Raw genomic sequence first — 16,829 nt, forward strand, 5'->3', positions numbered from 1 at the left:
AGGTCAGTCCAAAGTGAAGTTTTCTCACTTTCCGGACTGACCTTTTTACATGAAAAATCGTACGGCTGCCATAATGATAACACCGGCTACAACTGTAATAGATAAGCTTTTTGTAACGAGTGCAATAATAAGCGTTGGCACAAATGTAATAAATACAGGCCAATCGAGTGTCACAATTTTTCCACTTTCCGTATCCAGTAAATTTTCAATAACAAGCGCACTTAAAATGCAGACAGGGATAAAGCTTAACCATTTCATTACAACATCTGGTAGTTTTACACTTCGTACGAAAATAAAAGGAATAATACGTGGTAGCCAAGTTACAAGTGCACAGCCAATGATCAGCCAGACCATAGAAGCGGTTGTCGTCATTTATCTGTCACCACCCCTATTGTGGCTACAATAACTGTTGCAAGTAGAACAGCTACATGCGAAGGTACGATATAAGAAAGGCCATACATAGTAACAATCATATAGCCGATTAACATAAGATAATGCATTATTTTACTTTTACCTACACTGCTAAGTTGAAGTACAAGAAGTGCCACAAACATAGCAATCAATGCAAAATCTAAGCCCCATTTTTCAGGGTTTGCGACCCATTGCCCTAAATATGCACCAGCTACACAAGAAAGAATCCAACATGAGTAAGCCGTGATATTCAGTCCATCCATCCATTTGCCATATAGCTTACCAGTCTGCATTTGCTTCGTAACAGCTACACCAAATGTTTCATCTGTTAATAATGTACCGAAACCAATATTTCTGAGCATGGAATAGTGTGTAAAATGAGGAGCTAATGTTAAACTCATTAATAAATGACGTAGATTTACGACAAAAATGGTTACAATAATAGCAGAAGCCGGACTATTGGTTAAAACGAGTGCACAAAAGATAAATTGCGCGGAGCCTGCATAGACGAGTATAGTTAAAAGTGCAATTTCAAGTACCGATAAGCCAGAAGCGGAACCTACAACACCGAAAGCAAGTCCTATACTAATATAGCCAAGTAAGGTGGGAACACAATCTTTTATGCCTTGTAAAAAGTTGTCATTGGGTGTGTGAGCTGCTGCTTCATTCCGCAGCTCTGTCGTACTTGTCATAGATAGATCATCCTTTCTGAAAAATTTCCATGTATACTAATGATGGAATAGTTTGATATTTCTTGATGTTTATTAAAGTATACATATGTCTTATAAAATAAACAATAGAGATTGGTGAATAAAATGGAACAAATGAGCCGAAATTTAGCATTTCAACTAAAAAAGATTCGTCAGCAACGTCATTTAAGCTTAGACGATGTTGCCAAAGCTACAGGGGTAAGTAAAGCGCAACTAGCACAAATTGAAAAGGGGGAGGCAAACCCTACCGTATCGACGATTTGGAAAATTGCTGCAGGTATGCGCACGTCATTTTCTAGCTTATTGCAGCCACCGACAGCACATTTCATGAAATATAGTAGTAAGGATGCGCCACATGTAGATGAAGACGAAGGGCGATATCGTGTATATTCCATTATTCCTTATAATCCAGAACGTGGCTGGGAGCTTTATAAGATTGAAATGGAGCCCGGTGCCTTTAGCAGGAGCGAAGCCCACACAGAAGGAGTGGAAGAAACTGTGACCGTTATCCAAGGACAAGCCACTATTTCTGCTGGTGATATGCATGAAAAACTAGAAGAAGGGGATACACTAGTATTCTCAGGGCATCAGCCCCATGAGTATAAAAATACTACTGAAGCGCTAACGATTTTACATTTAATTTTGCAGTATAAATAGAGGTGTCAATTTTGAGTGAATGGTTTACTGTAGAAAATATTGAGCATATAACGGAACAATATCAAGCACTTGGCCCAATCATTGGTTTTTTATTACCTTTTATAGAGGCATTTTTACCGTTTTTACCTTTGGTCGTGTTCGTTGTTGTTAATGCAAGTGCATATGGTTTATGGTTTGGTTTTTTATTGTCATGGCTAGGATCTGTAGCGGGTTCATATGCAGTATTTTTGCTTGTCCGACATTTTGGCAAGCATCCAAAGCTTCGATTTGTAACAGGTAGTAAAAGAGTAGAAAAGCTAATAAAATGGGTAGATATGAATGGGATTAGTCCACTATTTGTGTTACTGTGTTTTCCGTTTACACCCTCAGTCATTGTAAACGTTGTAGCGGGGCTATCTCATATTTACAAAAAGTTTTATTTAATTGTGTTATTGGCAGGGAAGTTCGTGATGATTTTAGGAATGAGCGTGCTTGGTTATGATTTAAGAGCGTTACTAACAAGCCCTAAAAAACTAATTATTGCAGCTGTGGCGATTGTTATGCTTTGGTGGATTGGCAAGCTTTTAGAGAAACGATTAAATGCACGTGTGGAGCGAGATTTAAAACAAGCGCGAAAATTGACGAAAAATCATCAACGATGAAAGTTGAATATACACATCTAGCCCCTTGTATCATGTAGAATGAGAACAGGGGCTTTTATCTTTCAATAAGGGTAGGCAATGCCCAGGGAGAACGGCAAAGTGATCAGGCCCATGCAATAACTGCTCAGGTAGAATCGTAAAGTGCTTGGGTATATCAACAAACGCACAGGTTGGGTAGTAAAGCGTTGGGTATATACGATTAGCATATTTTATTAAATAGAATATTAACAGGAGGGGAAGAGTATATGACATTGCGTATTGTTTCTGGACGTTCAGGAACAGGTAAATCAACATTTATTCATCATGAGATAGTCGAGCAACTAAAATCAGATCCGTTAGGTCATCCAATTTTTATAATTGTTCCTGACCAAATGTCTTACTCAACGGAGTATGAGCTAACGAATAAACATGGCTTGCAAGGCTTAATCCGTGCGCAAGTCATGACATTTAAACGATTGGCATGGCTGGTGTTACAGGAAACGGGCGGGATTGCTCGAAAAGAAGTAAATGGCTATGGCTATCGAATGCTGATCCGCAAACTTTTAGAGGAACAAAAAAGTGAATTTTCGTTATTTCGCCAAGCCGCCGGGAAACGAGGCTTTACGGAGGAAATTGAGACGCTATTACGAGAATTTAGTCGATATAGCGTAAATAGTTCAGTGTTAGCTGAAGTGACAGCATCTTTAATGGCCGTTGATGCGCCTAATACATTGCAAGCTAAAACGAATGATTTACAAGTCGTTTTACACGCTTTGGAAGAGAGACTTGGCACAACTTATGTGGATAGCGAGGGCTATTATCCAATTTTAACAGAGCAACTGAAATACTCTGAAACGATGAAGAGAGCGACAGTTTATATAGATGGTTTTACAGCATTCACTGTAAGAGAATTAGAGCTTGTAAAAGAGTTATTAAAAGTGACGAAACAAGTAACCGTCGTTCTTCCCTTTGACCATATCGAAGAAGTTTATGATGAACAGTCTTTATTCCATGAAGCTGCATCTACGAACCAACGTTTACACGATATCGCCTATGAGGAGGGCATTGAAATCGATGCACCGATACATTTCTATCATGCATATCGTTTTCAATCTAAGGATTTACAACATTTGGAAGGTGAGTTTGCACATCTGGTGCCTCAAACGAAAGAAACTACAGGTGATGTAAAGGTACTAGAGGCATCCAATCGTCGTGCAGAGATACATGCCATTGCCCGGGAAATAACAAAGCTGACAAAGGAAGATGGCTATCGTTATCAGGATATAGTTCTACTTTATAGACAAGCAGATGTTTATGACCCATTGATCACAACTATTTTTCAACAATATCAAATCCCTATTTTTACCAACTCTAAAAAGACGATGCTACATCATCCTTTAATTGAGCTAAGTCGATCTGCTTTAGAGGTTATCACTTCTAACTGGAAATATGAACCGGTTTTTCGTAGCGTGAAAACAGATTTGTTTTTCCCGTTACATGCTGAGCTAAGTGTTTGGCGAGAGCGTGTGGATCGTTTAGAAAACTACTGTTTAGCACAGGGCGTCTATGGTGAGCGCTGGTTTGAGGAGGCCAGGTGGTTTTTCAAAAAGTATCGTGGTCTTGAATTCCATTCACGCGTGCAAACGGATGAAGAACGTGCGATGCAGGCAGAAATCGAGGCCATTCGTGATGAAATTCGTATGCCACTAAAATTGTTACAGGACAAGCTAGAAACAGCGACAACAGGTAGAGATGTAGCGACAGCATTGTTTGAGCTGATTGAGAGTTTACAAGTTTATGAAAAGCTTCAAGCAATGAAAGAACGTGAGCTTGATCGAGGGGATGCATTAGCTGCAAGCGAGCATGACCAAGCATGGAAAGAATGGATTGCCGTGCTCGATCAGTTTGTATACATGTTTGGGGAACAGGAACTGTCTGTAGAAGAAGCGGCGAAAATTTTAGATGAGGGCTTTGATACATTAGAATTTTCTCGTATCCCTCCTACATTAGATGAGGTCATGGTAGCGACAGTTGATTTAGCTCGTTTATCGAATATAAAAATCGCTTTCGTCTTAGGGATGAATGATGGAGTTTATCCAACTCGTATGGAGTATGAGGGATTGCTGTCAGATACAGAACGTGAATGGTTTAGTCAAATTGGCTATGAGCTTGCGCCAACATCTAAAAATCGTTTACTGCAAGAAAATTTCCTGCTATACCGTGCTTTAACGACACCATCTGATAAATTATATATGTCCTATCCAACAGCTGATGAAGAGGGCAAGGCGCTATTGTCCTCACTCTATATAAAGAAAATTATCGGTAATGATAGAACGACTGGGCTTTTGAGTGGTGTCAAGGTTGAGCGAGTTGTGATTGATCCAATTGAATTACTTGAAGAAAGTCCTTTACCGTATTTACGTCATCCACGTACAGCTTTAGCACATTTAATGGTTCAAAAACGCCAAGCTGAGCACAGTCGTGAGCTTGCGCCAGAGTGGCTTGCCCTGCAAAAATTTTATACGCAGGATCCTTATTGGGCACTCATTTTTGAACGAGTTATACATCCAATTACACATAAAAATGAAGCTGAGCCATTGGAAAACTACATTACACAGGAATTATATGGTCAAAAGTTAACATCTAGTGTGTCTCGTATTGAGAAATATTTCCGGTGTCCATTTTCGCATTTTACAACGTATGGGCTTCGTCTAGAAGAGCGAGAAGAGTATAGACTAGAAACATTTGCAATGGGCGATTTATTCCATGAGGCATTGAAATGGATTACTGAAGAGACACACCGTCAGCAGCTATCATGGATACGTTTAACAAAGCAGCAAATTAAACAATTAGCAAGACAAGCCGTTGAGCAAATTGTCCCGGTATTTTCACATCAAATTTTACTGTCAAGCGCACGTTATCGCTATATTCAGCGAAAACTTATTCGTATTGTCGAGCGAACAATGACGGCACTTACACAGCATGCGAATGTGTCTCACTTTAAGCCAATTGCTATTGAGGCATCTTTTGGACCAGGGCAACATGAACAGCTACCACCACTTGAAATTGATTTAACAGGCGGTAAGAAAATGTTTATGCGAGGTCGTATTGATAGGGTGGATAGTGCAGCTATTGACGATCGCTCATATTTACGGATCGTCGATTATAAATCATCCGCTCGTGATTTAGATTTGAATGAGGTCTACCACGGATTGTCTCTTCAGGTGCTAACGTATTTAGATGTAGCGATGGAAAATGCTTCTTACTGGTTACCAGGTGAAGCGGAGCCAGCTGGGGTTCTTTATGTACATGTCCACAATCCGATGCTAAAGCTTGATAAGGATTTAAGCGACAGCGAAATTGAGGAAGACCGTTTAAAACAATACAAAATGAAAGGTCTTTTGTCAGAAAATGCGGAGGCCATTTTATCGATGGACGAGCAGTTAGAGGAATCGAGTGGGCATTCGAAAATCATTCCTGTCTATATGAAAAAAGATGGGACACCGTCAGAATCTCAGTCACGCATTGTACCTGTTAATGATATGAAAAATCTACAACATTTTGTACGGCGCAAGCATCAAGAAGCAGGCAATGGAATTTTAGCGGGGGATACCTCCATAAGTCCTTATAAACTAAAAGCAAAAACAGCATGTGACTACTGTCAATTTACAGCTGTTTGTCAATTTGACCCATCTGATGGTAAACAAAACTATCGTCAGTTACAGCAAGCAAAACCGAATGATATCGTTGAGAAAATTCGGAAGGAGATGAAGTAAGTTGGTACAAAAAATACCTAAAAAGCCAGCGGAAGTCACATGGACAGATGACCAGTGGAAGGCAATTTATGCAAGCGGTCAGGATACACTTGTATCGGCTGCGGCAGGCTCTGGTAAAACGGCAGTTCTTATTAATCGCATGATTGAGAAGGTAGTTGCCACAGAAAATCCCATTAATGTGGATGAGTTACTTGTTGTAACCTTTACAAATGCATCTGCTGCTGAAATGCGTCATCGTATGGCTGAGGCACTTGAAAAAGCTATTGCAGAAAATCCAACTTCCAATCATTTGCGACGCCAGCTAAGCCTTGTCAATAAAGCACAAATTTCAACACTGCATTCCTTCTGTTTAGCCATTGTTAAACAATACGCCTATATGCTAGATATTGACCCAGGCTTTCGTATTGCGAATGAGGCAGAGGTTGCTTTGTTAAGAGATGATATATTAGCAGATGTGCTAGAAAATGCTTACGATTCTGAGGATGAGGCAGAGGTTCAAGCAATCTATAGGCTAGTTGATAGCTTTACATCGGATCGTGATGATCAGGCTATAGAAACTTTAATAAGCAAGCTTTATGATACGTCTCGTGTTCATGCAGAGCCTCAAAAATGGCTTCGTAGTTTACCAAAGACATATGACATAGCGGCAGACGTGACAATTGATGATTTAGAGCTGTCGAAATATGTGAAATTAACAGTCAAGCATAGTCTTGAAGAGGCATTCGTTTTAATTTCTGAAATGCGTACAATTACGCTACAGCCTGCGGGACCTGCACCATATGCTGAAACCGCAGAGATGGATTTTGCCATGATTCAGGAAGGAATTCGTATTAGTCGTGAAGGAACGTGGCAGGAACTCTTTGATTATTTTGCTACTGTGAAATGGTCAACTTTAAAGCGTGTATCAAAGGATGCATTAGTAGATGTGGAGCTACAGGAGCTTGCCAAGAAAAAGCGAGAGGCAGCTAAGAAAATTGTGAATAAGCTTAAAGAGACCTTTTTTGTTAGGACTCCTGCGCGCTTGCTTGAAGAAATTCGATTAATGAGTCCGACGATTGGAACATTAGTCGAATTGACAAATGTTTTTAGCGAACAGTTCCGCATGGCCAAATTAGAACGAGGAATTATTGATTTCTCGGATTTAGAGCATTTCGCATTGCAAATTTTAACTGAAGAGGTCGAAGGTGAATTACAACCTTCACCTGTTGCATTAGATTTGAAACAACGTTTTAAAGAAGTGCTTGTGGATGAATATCAAGATAGTGCGACACGTTGCTAATTGAAAAGATTAGCCACTAGCATATTTGCTAGGAGAACTAAGAAATCGGATGAGTCGAATGATGAAGTAACGCTCTGAAAGGCTCGACCTAATCCTCCGAATAGCATTGTCATGTGCAATCATGATGGTGTTATAAGCTCGGTGAAGTCAGTTGAATACCACCCTAATAACAGGAAAGCGGAGTGGAGGCACTTTGTGTGGTAGATAGGCTGGGGTTCTATAAAAATACTCATGGTTAGAATGTAGGGAATAAAACTTCCTACTGACGAAATTCCGAATGTACGGCTCTAGAGGTATAGGTATTCGAAAGGGTACACCAACTTATTGTTGGGTTAGTGAGGTGGAGTAAAATTTGTCTTTATGAAACACCTTATAGTGTTACAGGCACTATCAAGCTAACAGGGTTAGAGGAATGACCTAAAGGTATTATATGTACAGATATGATTTCTTGGAACGTGGTAAGCTGACTACTTGGAGAGATTGTACTCGGTGAAAAGGTATAGGGGAAAAACTTGTATGTTATAACCTTATTTTAAGTCAGTGAAAGTGATGGCATAGTACCTGTGAAGCTGTGATAACAAGCAGTGGAGGGATAGCCATTAGTTAGTTAATTGAACACTCATACTATATTTCATGATTTTCAGGTTCGAGTAGGACTAAGAGAAATGGAATCACTGAACAATCTCTTGATTGATAGAGGTGAGGACATTGACTGAAACGGTTAACGCCAATAAAGCATTAAAGAGACAGGCTTTGCGGAAATGAAATAATAGGATGAAGAGCAGTTAATTGATGGAACGCCGTATGACGGGAAACCCTCACGTACGGTGTGAATGGGGGGAAAAGCTGGAGATGATTTCAAAGGCTTACCTATCCATATCAAATATGCTACAAGAAACGATATTACAGCTTGTGAAAACAGGTAGTGAGCAAGAGGGAAACCTTTTTATGGTTGGGGACGTAAAGCAAAGTATCGTGCGCCCATAAGGGTATTGTATATTTCACCATTTGGCGGTGAATAAATTATAGAAACGGTTTATATATCAACTGACTTATCTTGGCGGGAAACCAAAGAGGGAGTGTAGCATGTCGGTTAAAGTCATAAGTTAGCTTAAACGGAAAGGCTACGACTGAATGGCAAGATATAAAAGATCCATATAAGGAAGAAGGCTAAACTGCTTGAAGAATAGTCCGAGTGGGGTCATGCTTAACCATCTAGGAAACCGTTTGAAACCTAGATTCTATTCTGTTCAGCGTATTAGATGCTTGCGACTGAACATAGGAAAGTGTACTAAATTGATGCACAATCCTAGTTTCTGATTGATGAAAGAATAGACACTCTTCAAGATTGAAGAAAAGGATGAACGTTCCTTCCGACAATGAATCAAGCCTGTATACAATATACTAAATGGGGATTACCTAAGTTGGAACGCCACTAGGCTATGTACAAAGGTACTGAATATCTAATAAGGTAACGGAGCTCTCGTAGTAGTCGGAGATAGGGAAAGCCTATTACATGGCGAAGGGGAGTAGCTTATAACGTATAAACAATGAGGAAAGGAGCGAAATGCTCTATGCAAAGTTCAGAAATTGTCTTATACAATCTATCGAAACAAGCAATGAAAGACGGATATACATTTGACCGTCTATACAGACATTTATACAATGAAGATTTTTATATAAAAGCCTATACGAAGATATACAAAAATAAAGGTAGTGCAACAAAAGGTATTGATGAAGAAACAGCGGATGGATTCGGGGAAGAAAAAATTCAAGCAATCATTGATACGTTGAAAAATGAAAGCTATCAACCGAAGCCAGTTCGTCGTATTCATACCCCAAAGAAAAATGGTGACACACGACCACTTGGTATCCCAACGTTTACAGACCGTATCGTACAAGAAGTTTGTCGTATGATATTAGAAGCAATTTATGAGCCTAAATTTTCAAACCATTCGCATGGTTTCAGACCAAAAAGAAGTTGTCATACAGCATTAGTCGAAATGAAGAAAACCTTTACTGGGGTAAACTGGTTCATTGAAGGCGATATAAAAGAATTTTTCGATAACATCAATCATCAAGTTTTAATTACTATTTTAAGAAAACGTATCAAAGATGAAAAATTCATTCGTTTAATGTGGAAGTTCTTAAAAGCAGGATTCGTTGAAAATTGGCGATTCCAAAAGACGTATAGTGGAACTCCACAGGGCGGTATTATTAGTCCGCTACTAGCGAATATTTATTTAAATGAATTTGATGATTATATTGAAAAAGAATTAAAACCTTCTTTTGATTTAGGTGAACCAAAAAAACGTAAACGTAATACTGACTATCGAAAATATGATATGCGTAACCAACGTTTGCATAAAAAGATTAATGCAACAGAAGATGAAGTCTTGCGAAAAGAAATGATTGAAGAATATAAGGAGAATAAGAAAATAATGCTTAATTTACCGTACTATGAGTCGAACACGGACACATATAAAGCATTAAAATATGTACGTTATGCAGATGATTTTATTGTTGGCGTCAACGGTAGTAAAGAAGATTGTGAAATGCTTAAGCAAGCAATGAAAGACTTCTTACAAAATTATTTACAACTTGAATTGTCAGAAGATAAGACGCTCATTACGCATAGTACAAAGTTTGCGAATTTTTTAAGCTACGATATATCAATTAGCCATGATTTAAGTACGGGAAAAGATAAAAACGGTGTTATTAAACGTAAATATAGGGGATATGTACAATTACGAATACCTAAAGGAACAATTGAAAAAGTAATCGTAAAAAATAAAATGGTCAAAGACATTGATGCGAAACAATGGGATATGTTGCATCGAACAAGATTAGTTGGACTTTCTGATCTAGAAATCATCGAAACGTATAACGCAGAGCTGCGTGGTTTATATAATTATTATGCTCTAGCGGAAAATGTAAACCAAAAAATGTGGCAATTACGTTATGTAATGGAATATAGCTGTTTAAAAACACTCGCGAATAAATACAAATCCTCAGTAGCAAAAATGAAGGTTAAGTTTAAACAAGGTAAGTATTGGGGAGTAAAATACGAAACAAAACAAGGCGAAAGAATAGCATATTTCTATAAAGATGGTTTTGAAAAGAAGAAAGAAAGCGTCAAAGCAACAATAGATGAACTACCTAATCTTTATGTATATCAGGGCGAAATGATTTAGAAAAACGACTAAGTGCAAGACAATGCGAATTATGTGGAGACAATCACCCCGATACAAAATTCGAGATTCATCACATAAATAAAGTGAAGAATTTAAAGGGAAAAAAATATTGGGAATGGACAATGCTCGCTAAGCAAAGAAAAACGTTAGTCGTGTGTGATAAATGTCATAAAGAAATTCATAAACAACGATAGATTTGTTATAAGTGGAGAGCCGTATACTTTGAGAGGAGTACGTACGGTTCGGGGAGGGGTTCACTGGAAACCTACTACAGAAATGTAGCAAGGCGCTGGGTTCCTACTCTACTATCGTTTCCGTTTGGCAGAACCGAAGCTTTTTATGCGAAAGTACAGTGAGTTTCTAGAGACCCCAGATTTAACAGGAATGCGTATCGATTTAAACGCTAACTTCCGTAGTCGGAAAGAAGTGTTGAACGCTACGAACTACGTTTTTGCACAAATTATGGGAGAGCGTGTTGGAGAAATTCTATACGATGAAAATGCTTCATTAAAGCCAGCAGCGCCATATGATGATAGAGAAGTTCCGGTGGAGCTAGTCATCATGCATCCTCCTGAAGCAGAGGAGCAGGAAGAAGAGGCAGAAGATGTTGCAAGTGAAGCAGCTGAACTAGAGGAATCAAAAAAATCACAGTATGAGGCACGTTTTATTATTGAGCGTATCCGGCAGATGATGGAGGATGGGACAACTGTATTTGATACAAAAACGAAGACAGAACGACCACTAAAATATAGCGATATTGTGATTTTAATGCGTTCAATGACATGGTCAACAGATTTAGTGGAGGAATTTAAGCTTGCGGGAATCCCTCTCTATGCAGAGTCCTCCAAAGGCTATTTCGATGCGTTAGAGGTCATGATTATGCTGAATGTACTGAAGGTTGTCGATAACCCATATCAAGATATTCCTTTAGCTTCAGTGCTACGTGCTCCATTTGTTGGCTTAACTGAAAATGAGCTAGCAAAAATACGACTAGCAGATTCAAAAGCGCCGTTTTATGATGCACTAAGGCAATTTATTCGAAGTGATGGGCATGGTGTACAATCTGACACTTTTGCGAAGCTTCAACGTTTTATGTTGGCATTTGAAAACTGGCGAGATTTAGCACGACGTGGTTCATTGTCAGATTTAATTTGGAAGATTTACTTAGACACGCATTATTACGAGATGGTTGGAGCTATGCCAAATGGTAAGCAGCGTCAGGCCAACTTACGCATTTTGCATGATCGCGCTTTAATGTATGAGAAAACTGCCTTTCGTGGACTGTTCCGCTTTTTACGTTTTATCGATCGTATGCGTACGCGTGGTGATGATTTAGGAACTGCTAAATCGATTGGAGAAAAAGATGATGTTGTGCGTCTTGTGACGATTCACTCTTCAAAAGGATTGGAATACCCTGTTGTCTTTGTTGCAGGGATGGGAAGACCGTTTAATAAAATGGATTTCCACAATCCATATTTATTCGATCAAGATTTTGGTCTTGCAGTAAAGGCGATTGATCCAGAAAATCGTATTACCTATACATCCCTACCATTTTTAGCACTGAAGGAGAAAAAGGAGCTCGAAATGCGTGCTGAGGAAATGCGTGTATTATACGTAGCAATGACACGTGCAAAGGAGCGACTTATTTTAATTGGGTCTGTGAAAAATTGGAGTAAAACGCTCGACAATTGGCTGGATGCACAAAGTTTACCGGTAGATGCTCCGCTTCAGGAGTATTTACGTGCACGAGCTAATAGCTATTTTGATTGGCTTGGGCCAGCGGTTGCTAGACATACTGATTTTGCAGCAATCTCCAGTTCCTCCTATAAGGCACCTGAAGATGTAGCACATTGGTGGGTACGTGCTATCGAAACGAGTCACTATTCATATGACATACAGGGGTTAGAGGATGAGGTACAGCAAATGCTAGAAACGCCAGAGGACGAAGCATTGCTGTCAGAAATTACGACGCGCTTTCAAGCACAGTATCCATTCCAACAATCGACACAAAAACGCTCAAAAACATCAGTTAGTGAAATTAAGCGTTTAGAAAATCTTCAGCGACAGGAGGAGCCTGAATATTACTTTTCAATACCTTCTAAGCAAAAAACGACAACCATTGCGCCACGTCCAACTTTTTTACAGGACAAACAGCTGACAGGCGCAGAAATTGGAACAGCTGTCCACACAGTTATGCAGCATGTACCTCAAAATGGCTTTACAAACGTACAGGAGGTAAAGGAGTTTGTCGCCGATTTAGTGGCAAGACAGCTACTGACGGAGGCTGAGGGGACGGTTGTTCCATGGAAAAAAATATATAATTTCTTTACAACAGACGTTGGACTTCGCTTTAAAAAAGCAAAGCAAATACGTAGAGAAATGCCTTTTACGATTAGTAGAGTAGATGAAGATGGCGATGCTCAAATTGTACAAGGAATTATTGACTGTTTATTTGAGGATGAATATGGTGAATGGATCTTGCTTGATTATAAGACAGATCGCATCCAATCACATTTTGCTGAGGAGCCAGCACTCTCGAAGGAACTATTAGGGCGATATGGTGTTCAACTTAGAGTTTATAGTGAGGCAATTGAAGCTATCCTTCAAATCAAAGTGAGTGATAAAATTCTATATTTATTCGATATTGAACAGGCTATACATGGGTAAGTAAACGCACTGTGTTAACGGGGGTGTCTTATTGCTATTGGTAAGTATTGCGAAATCTTGCAGCTTACCATACCCTGTTTTCACTAAAGCGTTATCTTCCTTCAGCAATTGTTTGCTGTAGCGAAGCAAAGCGACAGCTACAATTACGCTAAGGCGAAATTGATTATATAGAGGAGGCTATTTTGTGGAGTTAAAACCGACAATGTTGCAGGAACGCATTGCGACATTAGATATATTACGTGGTATAAGCTTACTAGGTATTTTACTCGTTAATATGTTCGCCTTTTATTTGCCAATGCCATATATTGATTTGGCATCATGGTTTACAACACCATCAGATATAGTGTGGCAGCAAAATTTAGATATTTATGTACAAAGTAGCTTTTATCCACTGTTTGCCATGTTATTTGGTTATGGACTTGCTATGCAATGGAAGAAAGCGCAAAGTCGTGAACAAAATTTCTATACGATAGGACTGCGAAGACTTTCTGTATTATTTGTATTTGGTTTTTTACATGCTGTGCTCATTTGGTGGGGCGACATTTTGATGACTTATGCATTTTGTGGCATTTTTTTATTGCTATTACTACGACTACATCCTATTTGGTTATTATCAATCGGTATTATGATTAACAGTGTTATGCAAGTTTTCATGGTATTTATTGTAGGGTTTGTTAACTTTAATACAGCAGTTGATGAGTATTTAGATATTACTTCAGTAGAGCAAGCAATCACTGCTTATGGAACGGGAAGTTGGCTAGATGCTTTTATGCAACGTTTAACCGATTTATCTGTCCAAGCGGGGATAGGTATGTGGTTTGCGGCATTATTTACAGTTTTGCCATATATGTTAATTGGTGCTGCAGCCTCTAAATGGCGTTTAGTGGAACGTGCGAAGGAGTTAAAATGGCTATGGCTGACGTTAGCAATAGCTGGATTGACAATTGGTATTTTCATCAAGAGCTTACCTATCATGTTTACTCGTACGTATTTCTTAGATTATTTGAAAGTATACATAGGTGGTCCAATTTTATCAGTTGGTTATATTGGGGTTATTGTATTACTTTGCTTACTGCCAGTTGTACCGAAGTTACTCAGTCCTTTTGCAAAAATGGGGCGTATGTCGTTAACGATGTACATACTACAATCGATCATTGGAACATGTTTATTTTATCAATTTGGATTTGGTTGGTATGGAAAAGTGAGCGTCGCAACAGGCGTGTTAATTGCAGTAGGTATTATTGTTGTACAAATGATTGTGGCGGAGATTTGGCTAGCAAAATGGAAACAAGGTCCGTTAGAGGCTTTATGGCGTAAATTAACATACAAGGCGAATGCTAAAGTAGGTTAATGTTTTATCAATATAAGGTATACGATTCTCGTGCAATCTAGCAATCTACGGTGGAAATCAGCCTTCATCTTCTATGCGGTGGAAACATATAGTTAATAATCACGTCTTGTATTATAAGAATAATTTATTGCGATTTGGCTCATCATAAAAATTTGGTGACGACATTTGTTAAAACATATGTCATGTATATAAGTTGATTGGAGTGGAGGCTGGGCGACTCCTTGGGGATTAGCGTCACAAATGAGACCCTGGAGCGAGCAACGCGAGTGAAGCGGCTCATCGGACGCCCCCAGGAAAGCGCCCAGCTGGAACGGAAATCAACCCCACGTTATGGTGAATGGCCCCGCGGTTGATTAGGAATAAAAATTATTGTCGCAAAAGTAAGGCAATTTCTATTATTTTGTTGTATCATGTAGAAAAAAGAAGGAGCTCTGAAAATCATGAAAATTTTATCGTTTAAATTAGGTGGACATGTAAGCTTTGGACCAAAAGTAAAAAAAGAAGAAGCGGTATGGGATGTACTCGCTATTCAGAATGAACTTCAAGTTCTCCCTTCTTTTTCAAGTTCAATCGTAGACGGCATTGCTTTAGGCTTTGATTTTGTTGAACAGATTCGTAAATTAGTAGAAGCCGCTGAAAAATCAGATCGTGCTGAAAGCTTCAAACGTGAATTTACAGTGATTGAATGGTTATCACCAATTCCACGTACACCAAAAAATATTATGTGTATAGGTAAAAACTATGATGAGCATGCAAAAGAAATGGGTGCAGAAGCAGCACCAACAGAATTAATGGTATTTACAAAATCTCCGACTGCTATTGCTGCTGATGGACAAACACTTTCGATCCATGCTGATCTTTCATCTAAAATGGATTATGAAGGCGAATTAGCAATTGTCATTGGTAAGCGTGGTAAAAATATTCCGAAAAACTTAGCATACGATTATGTATTTGGCTACACAATTGCCAATGATATAACAGCTCGTGATTTACAAGAAAAACATAAGCAATTCTTCTTAGGTAAAAGCTTAGAAGGAACTTGTCCACTTGGGCCATATCTTGTAACAAAGGATGAAATTCCGAATCCACAAGATTTAACAGTGGTTACAAAAGTGAATGATGAAGTACGTCAAAACGGCTCTACAAAAGATATGATGTTCTCTGTAGAATCATTAGTATCGATTTTATCTCAACACGTAACACTAGAGCCAGGTGATGTTATTTTAACGGGTACTCCATCAGGTGTTGGAAAAGGCATGAATCCACCACAATTTTTAAAAGCTGGAGATACTGTGAAAGTATCCATTCAAGGCATCGGTACATTAGTGAATCATTTTGAATAACTTTTTCAAATCCGCGTGAGCCAACACGGGGGCACGGAAAGCTAAAGAAATATATTTTCTTAATTATAAATCTGACTTTTGTTGGAATTATAAACTCAAAAAAGTCGATTTGCATCACAATTTTTGTGGCAAATCGACTTTTTCAATGCCCTAAGTCAACACTCCGCGGATTTTTAAGTTTATTCTGTGAACACTATTGTAATGTTTGAAACCCTTTCCAACACATGGTAGGATAGAGTTTGATAGAAAAAGAATATGAGGTGGGACAATAATGAGTTTTTTAACTAGCCAAACGCATTTGCATATTACTACTTGGGTAGTAGGTATCGTAATCTTTTTAATTGCAGCGCTAATGGGCAAGCAGTCAAAAGGCTTACATATGACGTTACGTTTATTCTACGTTTTAATTATCATTACTGGTGGAGCGCTCTTTATTTCTGCCATGGATTATGGTCAAGGTATGCTCTACGGCTTTAAATTCATAGGCGGTATTTTAGTCATTGGTATGATGGAAATGGTATTAGTACGTCAAAAGAAAAATAAACCAACAGGCATGTTTTGGATTTTATTTGCAGTATTCTTACTGATTACAATGTTCCTAGGTTTCAAATTGCCAATGGGACAAAGTTTCTTAGCATAATTGTTCGGAAAGTCGTGAAGATTTCGCTTCACGGCTTTTATTTTTTAGAAAGGTGGATCACGCTCGGGTAGTTAGGAGAACAGCTCAGGTAAGGTGAAATCCGCTCGAGTAGACCGAATAACCCCTCAGGTAGCCGGAAAATCTACTCTTGCAAAGCGCACGACTTCCCAGGCGATGAGTT

The 16,829-nt window shown here is 38.8% G+C and carries 9 protein-coding genes and 4 pseudogenes; 11 read left to right on the forward strand and 2 right to left on the reverse strand.

What is annotated here, in order from left to right; genetic code table 11:
- Positions 1-45: 45 nt before the first annotated feature.
- Positions 46-372 (reverse strand): AzlD domain-containing protein, encoded by a 327-nt coding sequence (locus AB9L17_RS03820; protein ID WP_368637005.1) that lies wholly within the window; start codon positions 370-372, stop codon positions 46-48.
- The gene (locus tag AB9L17_RS03825) at positions 369-1,103 is read right to left on the reverse strand and encodes an AzlC family ABC transporter permease (protein ID WP_375200117.1); all 735 of its coding nucleotides are present in this window, start codon (positions 1,101-1,103) and stop codon (positions 369-371) included. The genes AB9L17_RS03820 and AB9L17_RS03825 overlap by 4 nt, the downstream gene beginning before the upstream one ends.
- Before the next feature lie 123 nt (positions 1,104-1,226).
- Between AB9L17_RS03825 and AB9L17_RS03830 the strand changes: the two genes are divergently transcribed.
- From AB9L17_RS03830 to AB9L17_RS03880, 11 genes and pseudogenes are all read left to right on the forward strand, one after another.
- Positions 1,227-1,778, forward strand: coding sequence for a helix-turn-helix domain-containing protein (locus tag AB9L17_RS03830; RefSeq protein WP_068986464.1), 552 nt, complete (start codon positions 1,227-1,229; stop codon positions 1,776-1,778).
- 11 nt (positions 1,779-1,789) lie between these two features.
- Positions 1,790-2,419 carry a TVP38/TMEM64 family protein gene (locus tag AB9L17_RS03835; RefSeq protein WP_068986463.1) on the forward strand — a complete coding sequence of 210 codons (630 nt, stop codon included), beginning with the start codon at positions 1,790-1,792 and terminating at the stop codon, positions 2,417-2,419.
- Between the two features lie 245 nt (positions 2,420-2,664).
- Positions 2,665-6,174 (forward strand): helicase-exonuclease AddAB subunit AddB, encoded by a 3,510-nt coding sequence (gene addB / locus AB9L17_RS03840; RefSeq protein ID WP_375200118.1) that lies wholly within the window; start codon positions 2,665-2,667, stop codon positions 6,172-6,174.
- Position 6,175: 1 nt separating this feature from the next.
- Positions 6,176-7,438, forward strand: a pseudogene (locus AB9L17_RS03845) (UvrD-helicase domain-containing protein); the annotation flags it as partial.
- Between the two features lie 894 nt (positions 7,439-8,332).
- Positions 8,333-8,434, forward strand: a pseudogene (locus AB9L17_RS03850) (hypothetical protein); the annotation flags it as partial.
- Positions 8,435-9,027: 593 nt separating this feature from the next.
- Positions 9,028-10,841, forward strand: a pseudogene (gene ltrA, locus AB9L17_RS03855) (group II intron reverse transcriptase/maturase).
- A 112-nt stretch (positions 10,842-10,953) separates the two neighbouring features.
- Positions 10,954-13,314: pseudogene (gene addA / locus AB9L17_RS03860) on the forward strand (helicase-exonuclease AddAB subunit AddA); the annotation flags it as partial.
- A gap of 184 nt (positions 13,315-13,498) precedes the next feature.
- Entirely contained in the window at positions 13,499-14,665 is a 1,167-nt protein-coding gene (locus tag AB9L17_RS03865; RefSeq protein WP_068986460.1) for a DUF418 domain-containing protein, read from the forward strand.
- Positions 14,666-14,886: 221 nt separating this feature from the next.
- The gene (locus tag AB9L17_RS03870) at positions 14,887-15,018 is read left to right on the forward strand and encodes a hypothetical protein (protein ID WP_375200119.1); all 132 of its coding nucleotides are present in this window, start codon (positions 14,887-14,889) and stop codon (positions 15,016-15,018) included.
- Positions 15,019-15,105: 87 nt separating this feature from the next.
- Positions 15,106-16,008: a fumarylacetoacetate hydrolase family protein gene (locus AB9L17_RS03875; RefSeq protein ID WP_068986914.1), complete on the forward strand. Its 903-nt coding sequence runs from the start codon at positions 15,106-15,108 to the stop codon at positions 16,006-16,008.
- A gap of 271 nt (positions 16,009-16,279) precedes the next feature.
- Positions 16,280-16,648, forward strand: a complete 369-nt coding sequence (locus AB9L17_RS03880) for a YisL family protein (RefSeq protein WP_068986915.1) — start codon at positions 16,280-16,282, stop codon at positions 16,646-16,648.
- Positions 16,649-16,829 lie beyond the last annotated feature (181 nt).

Source organism: Lysinibacillus sp. RS11 (genome assembly GCF_042019215.1).
Classification (GTDB): domain Bacteria; phylum Bacillota; class Bacilli; order Bacillales_A; family Planococcaceae; genus Lysinibacillus; species Lysinibacillus xylanilyticus_A.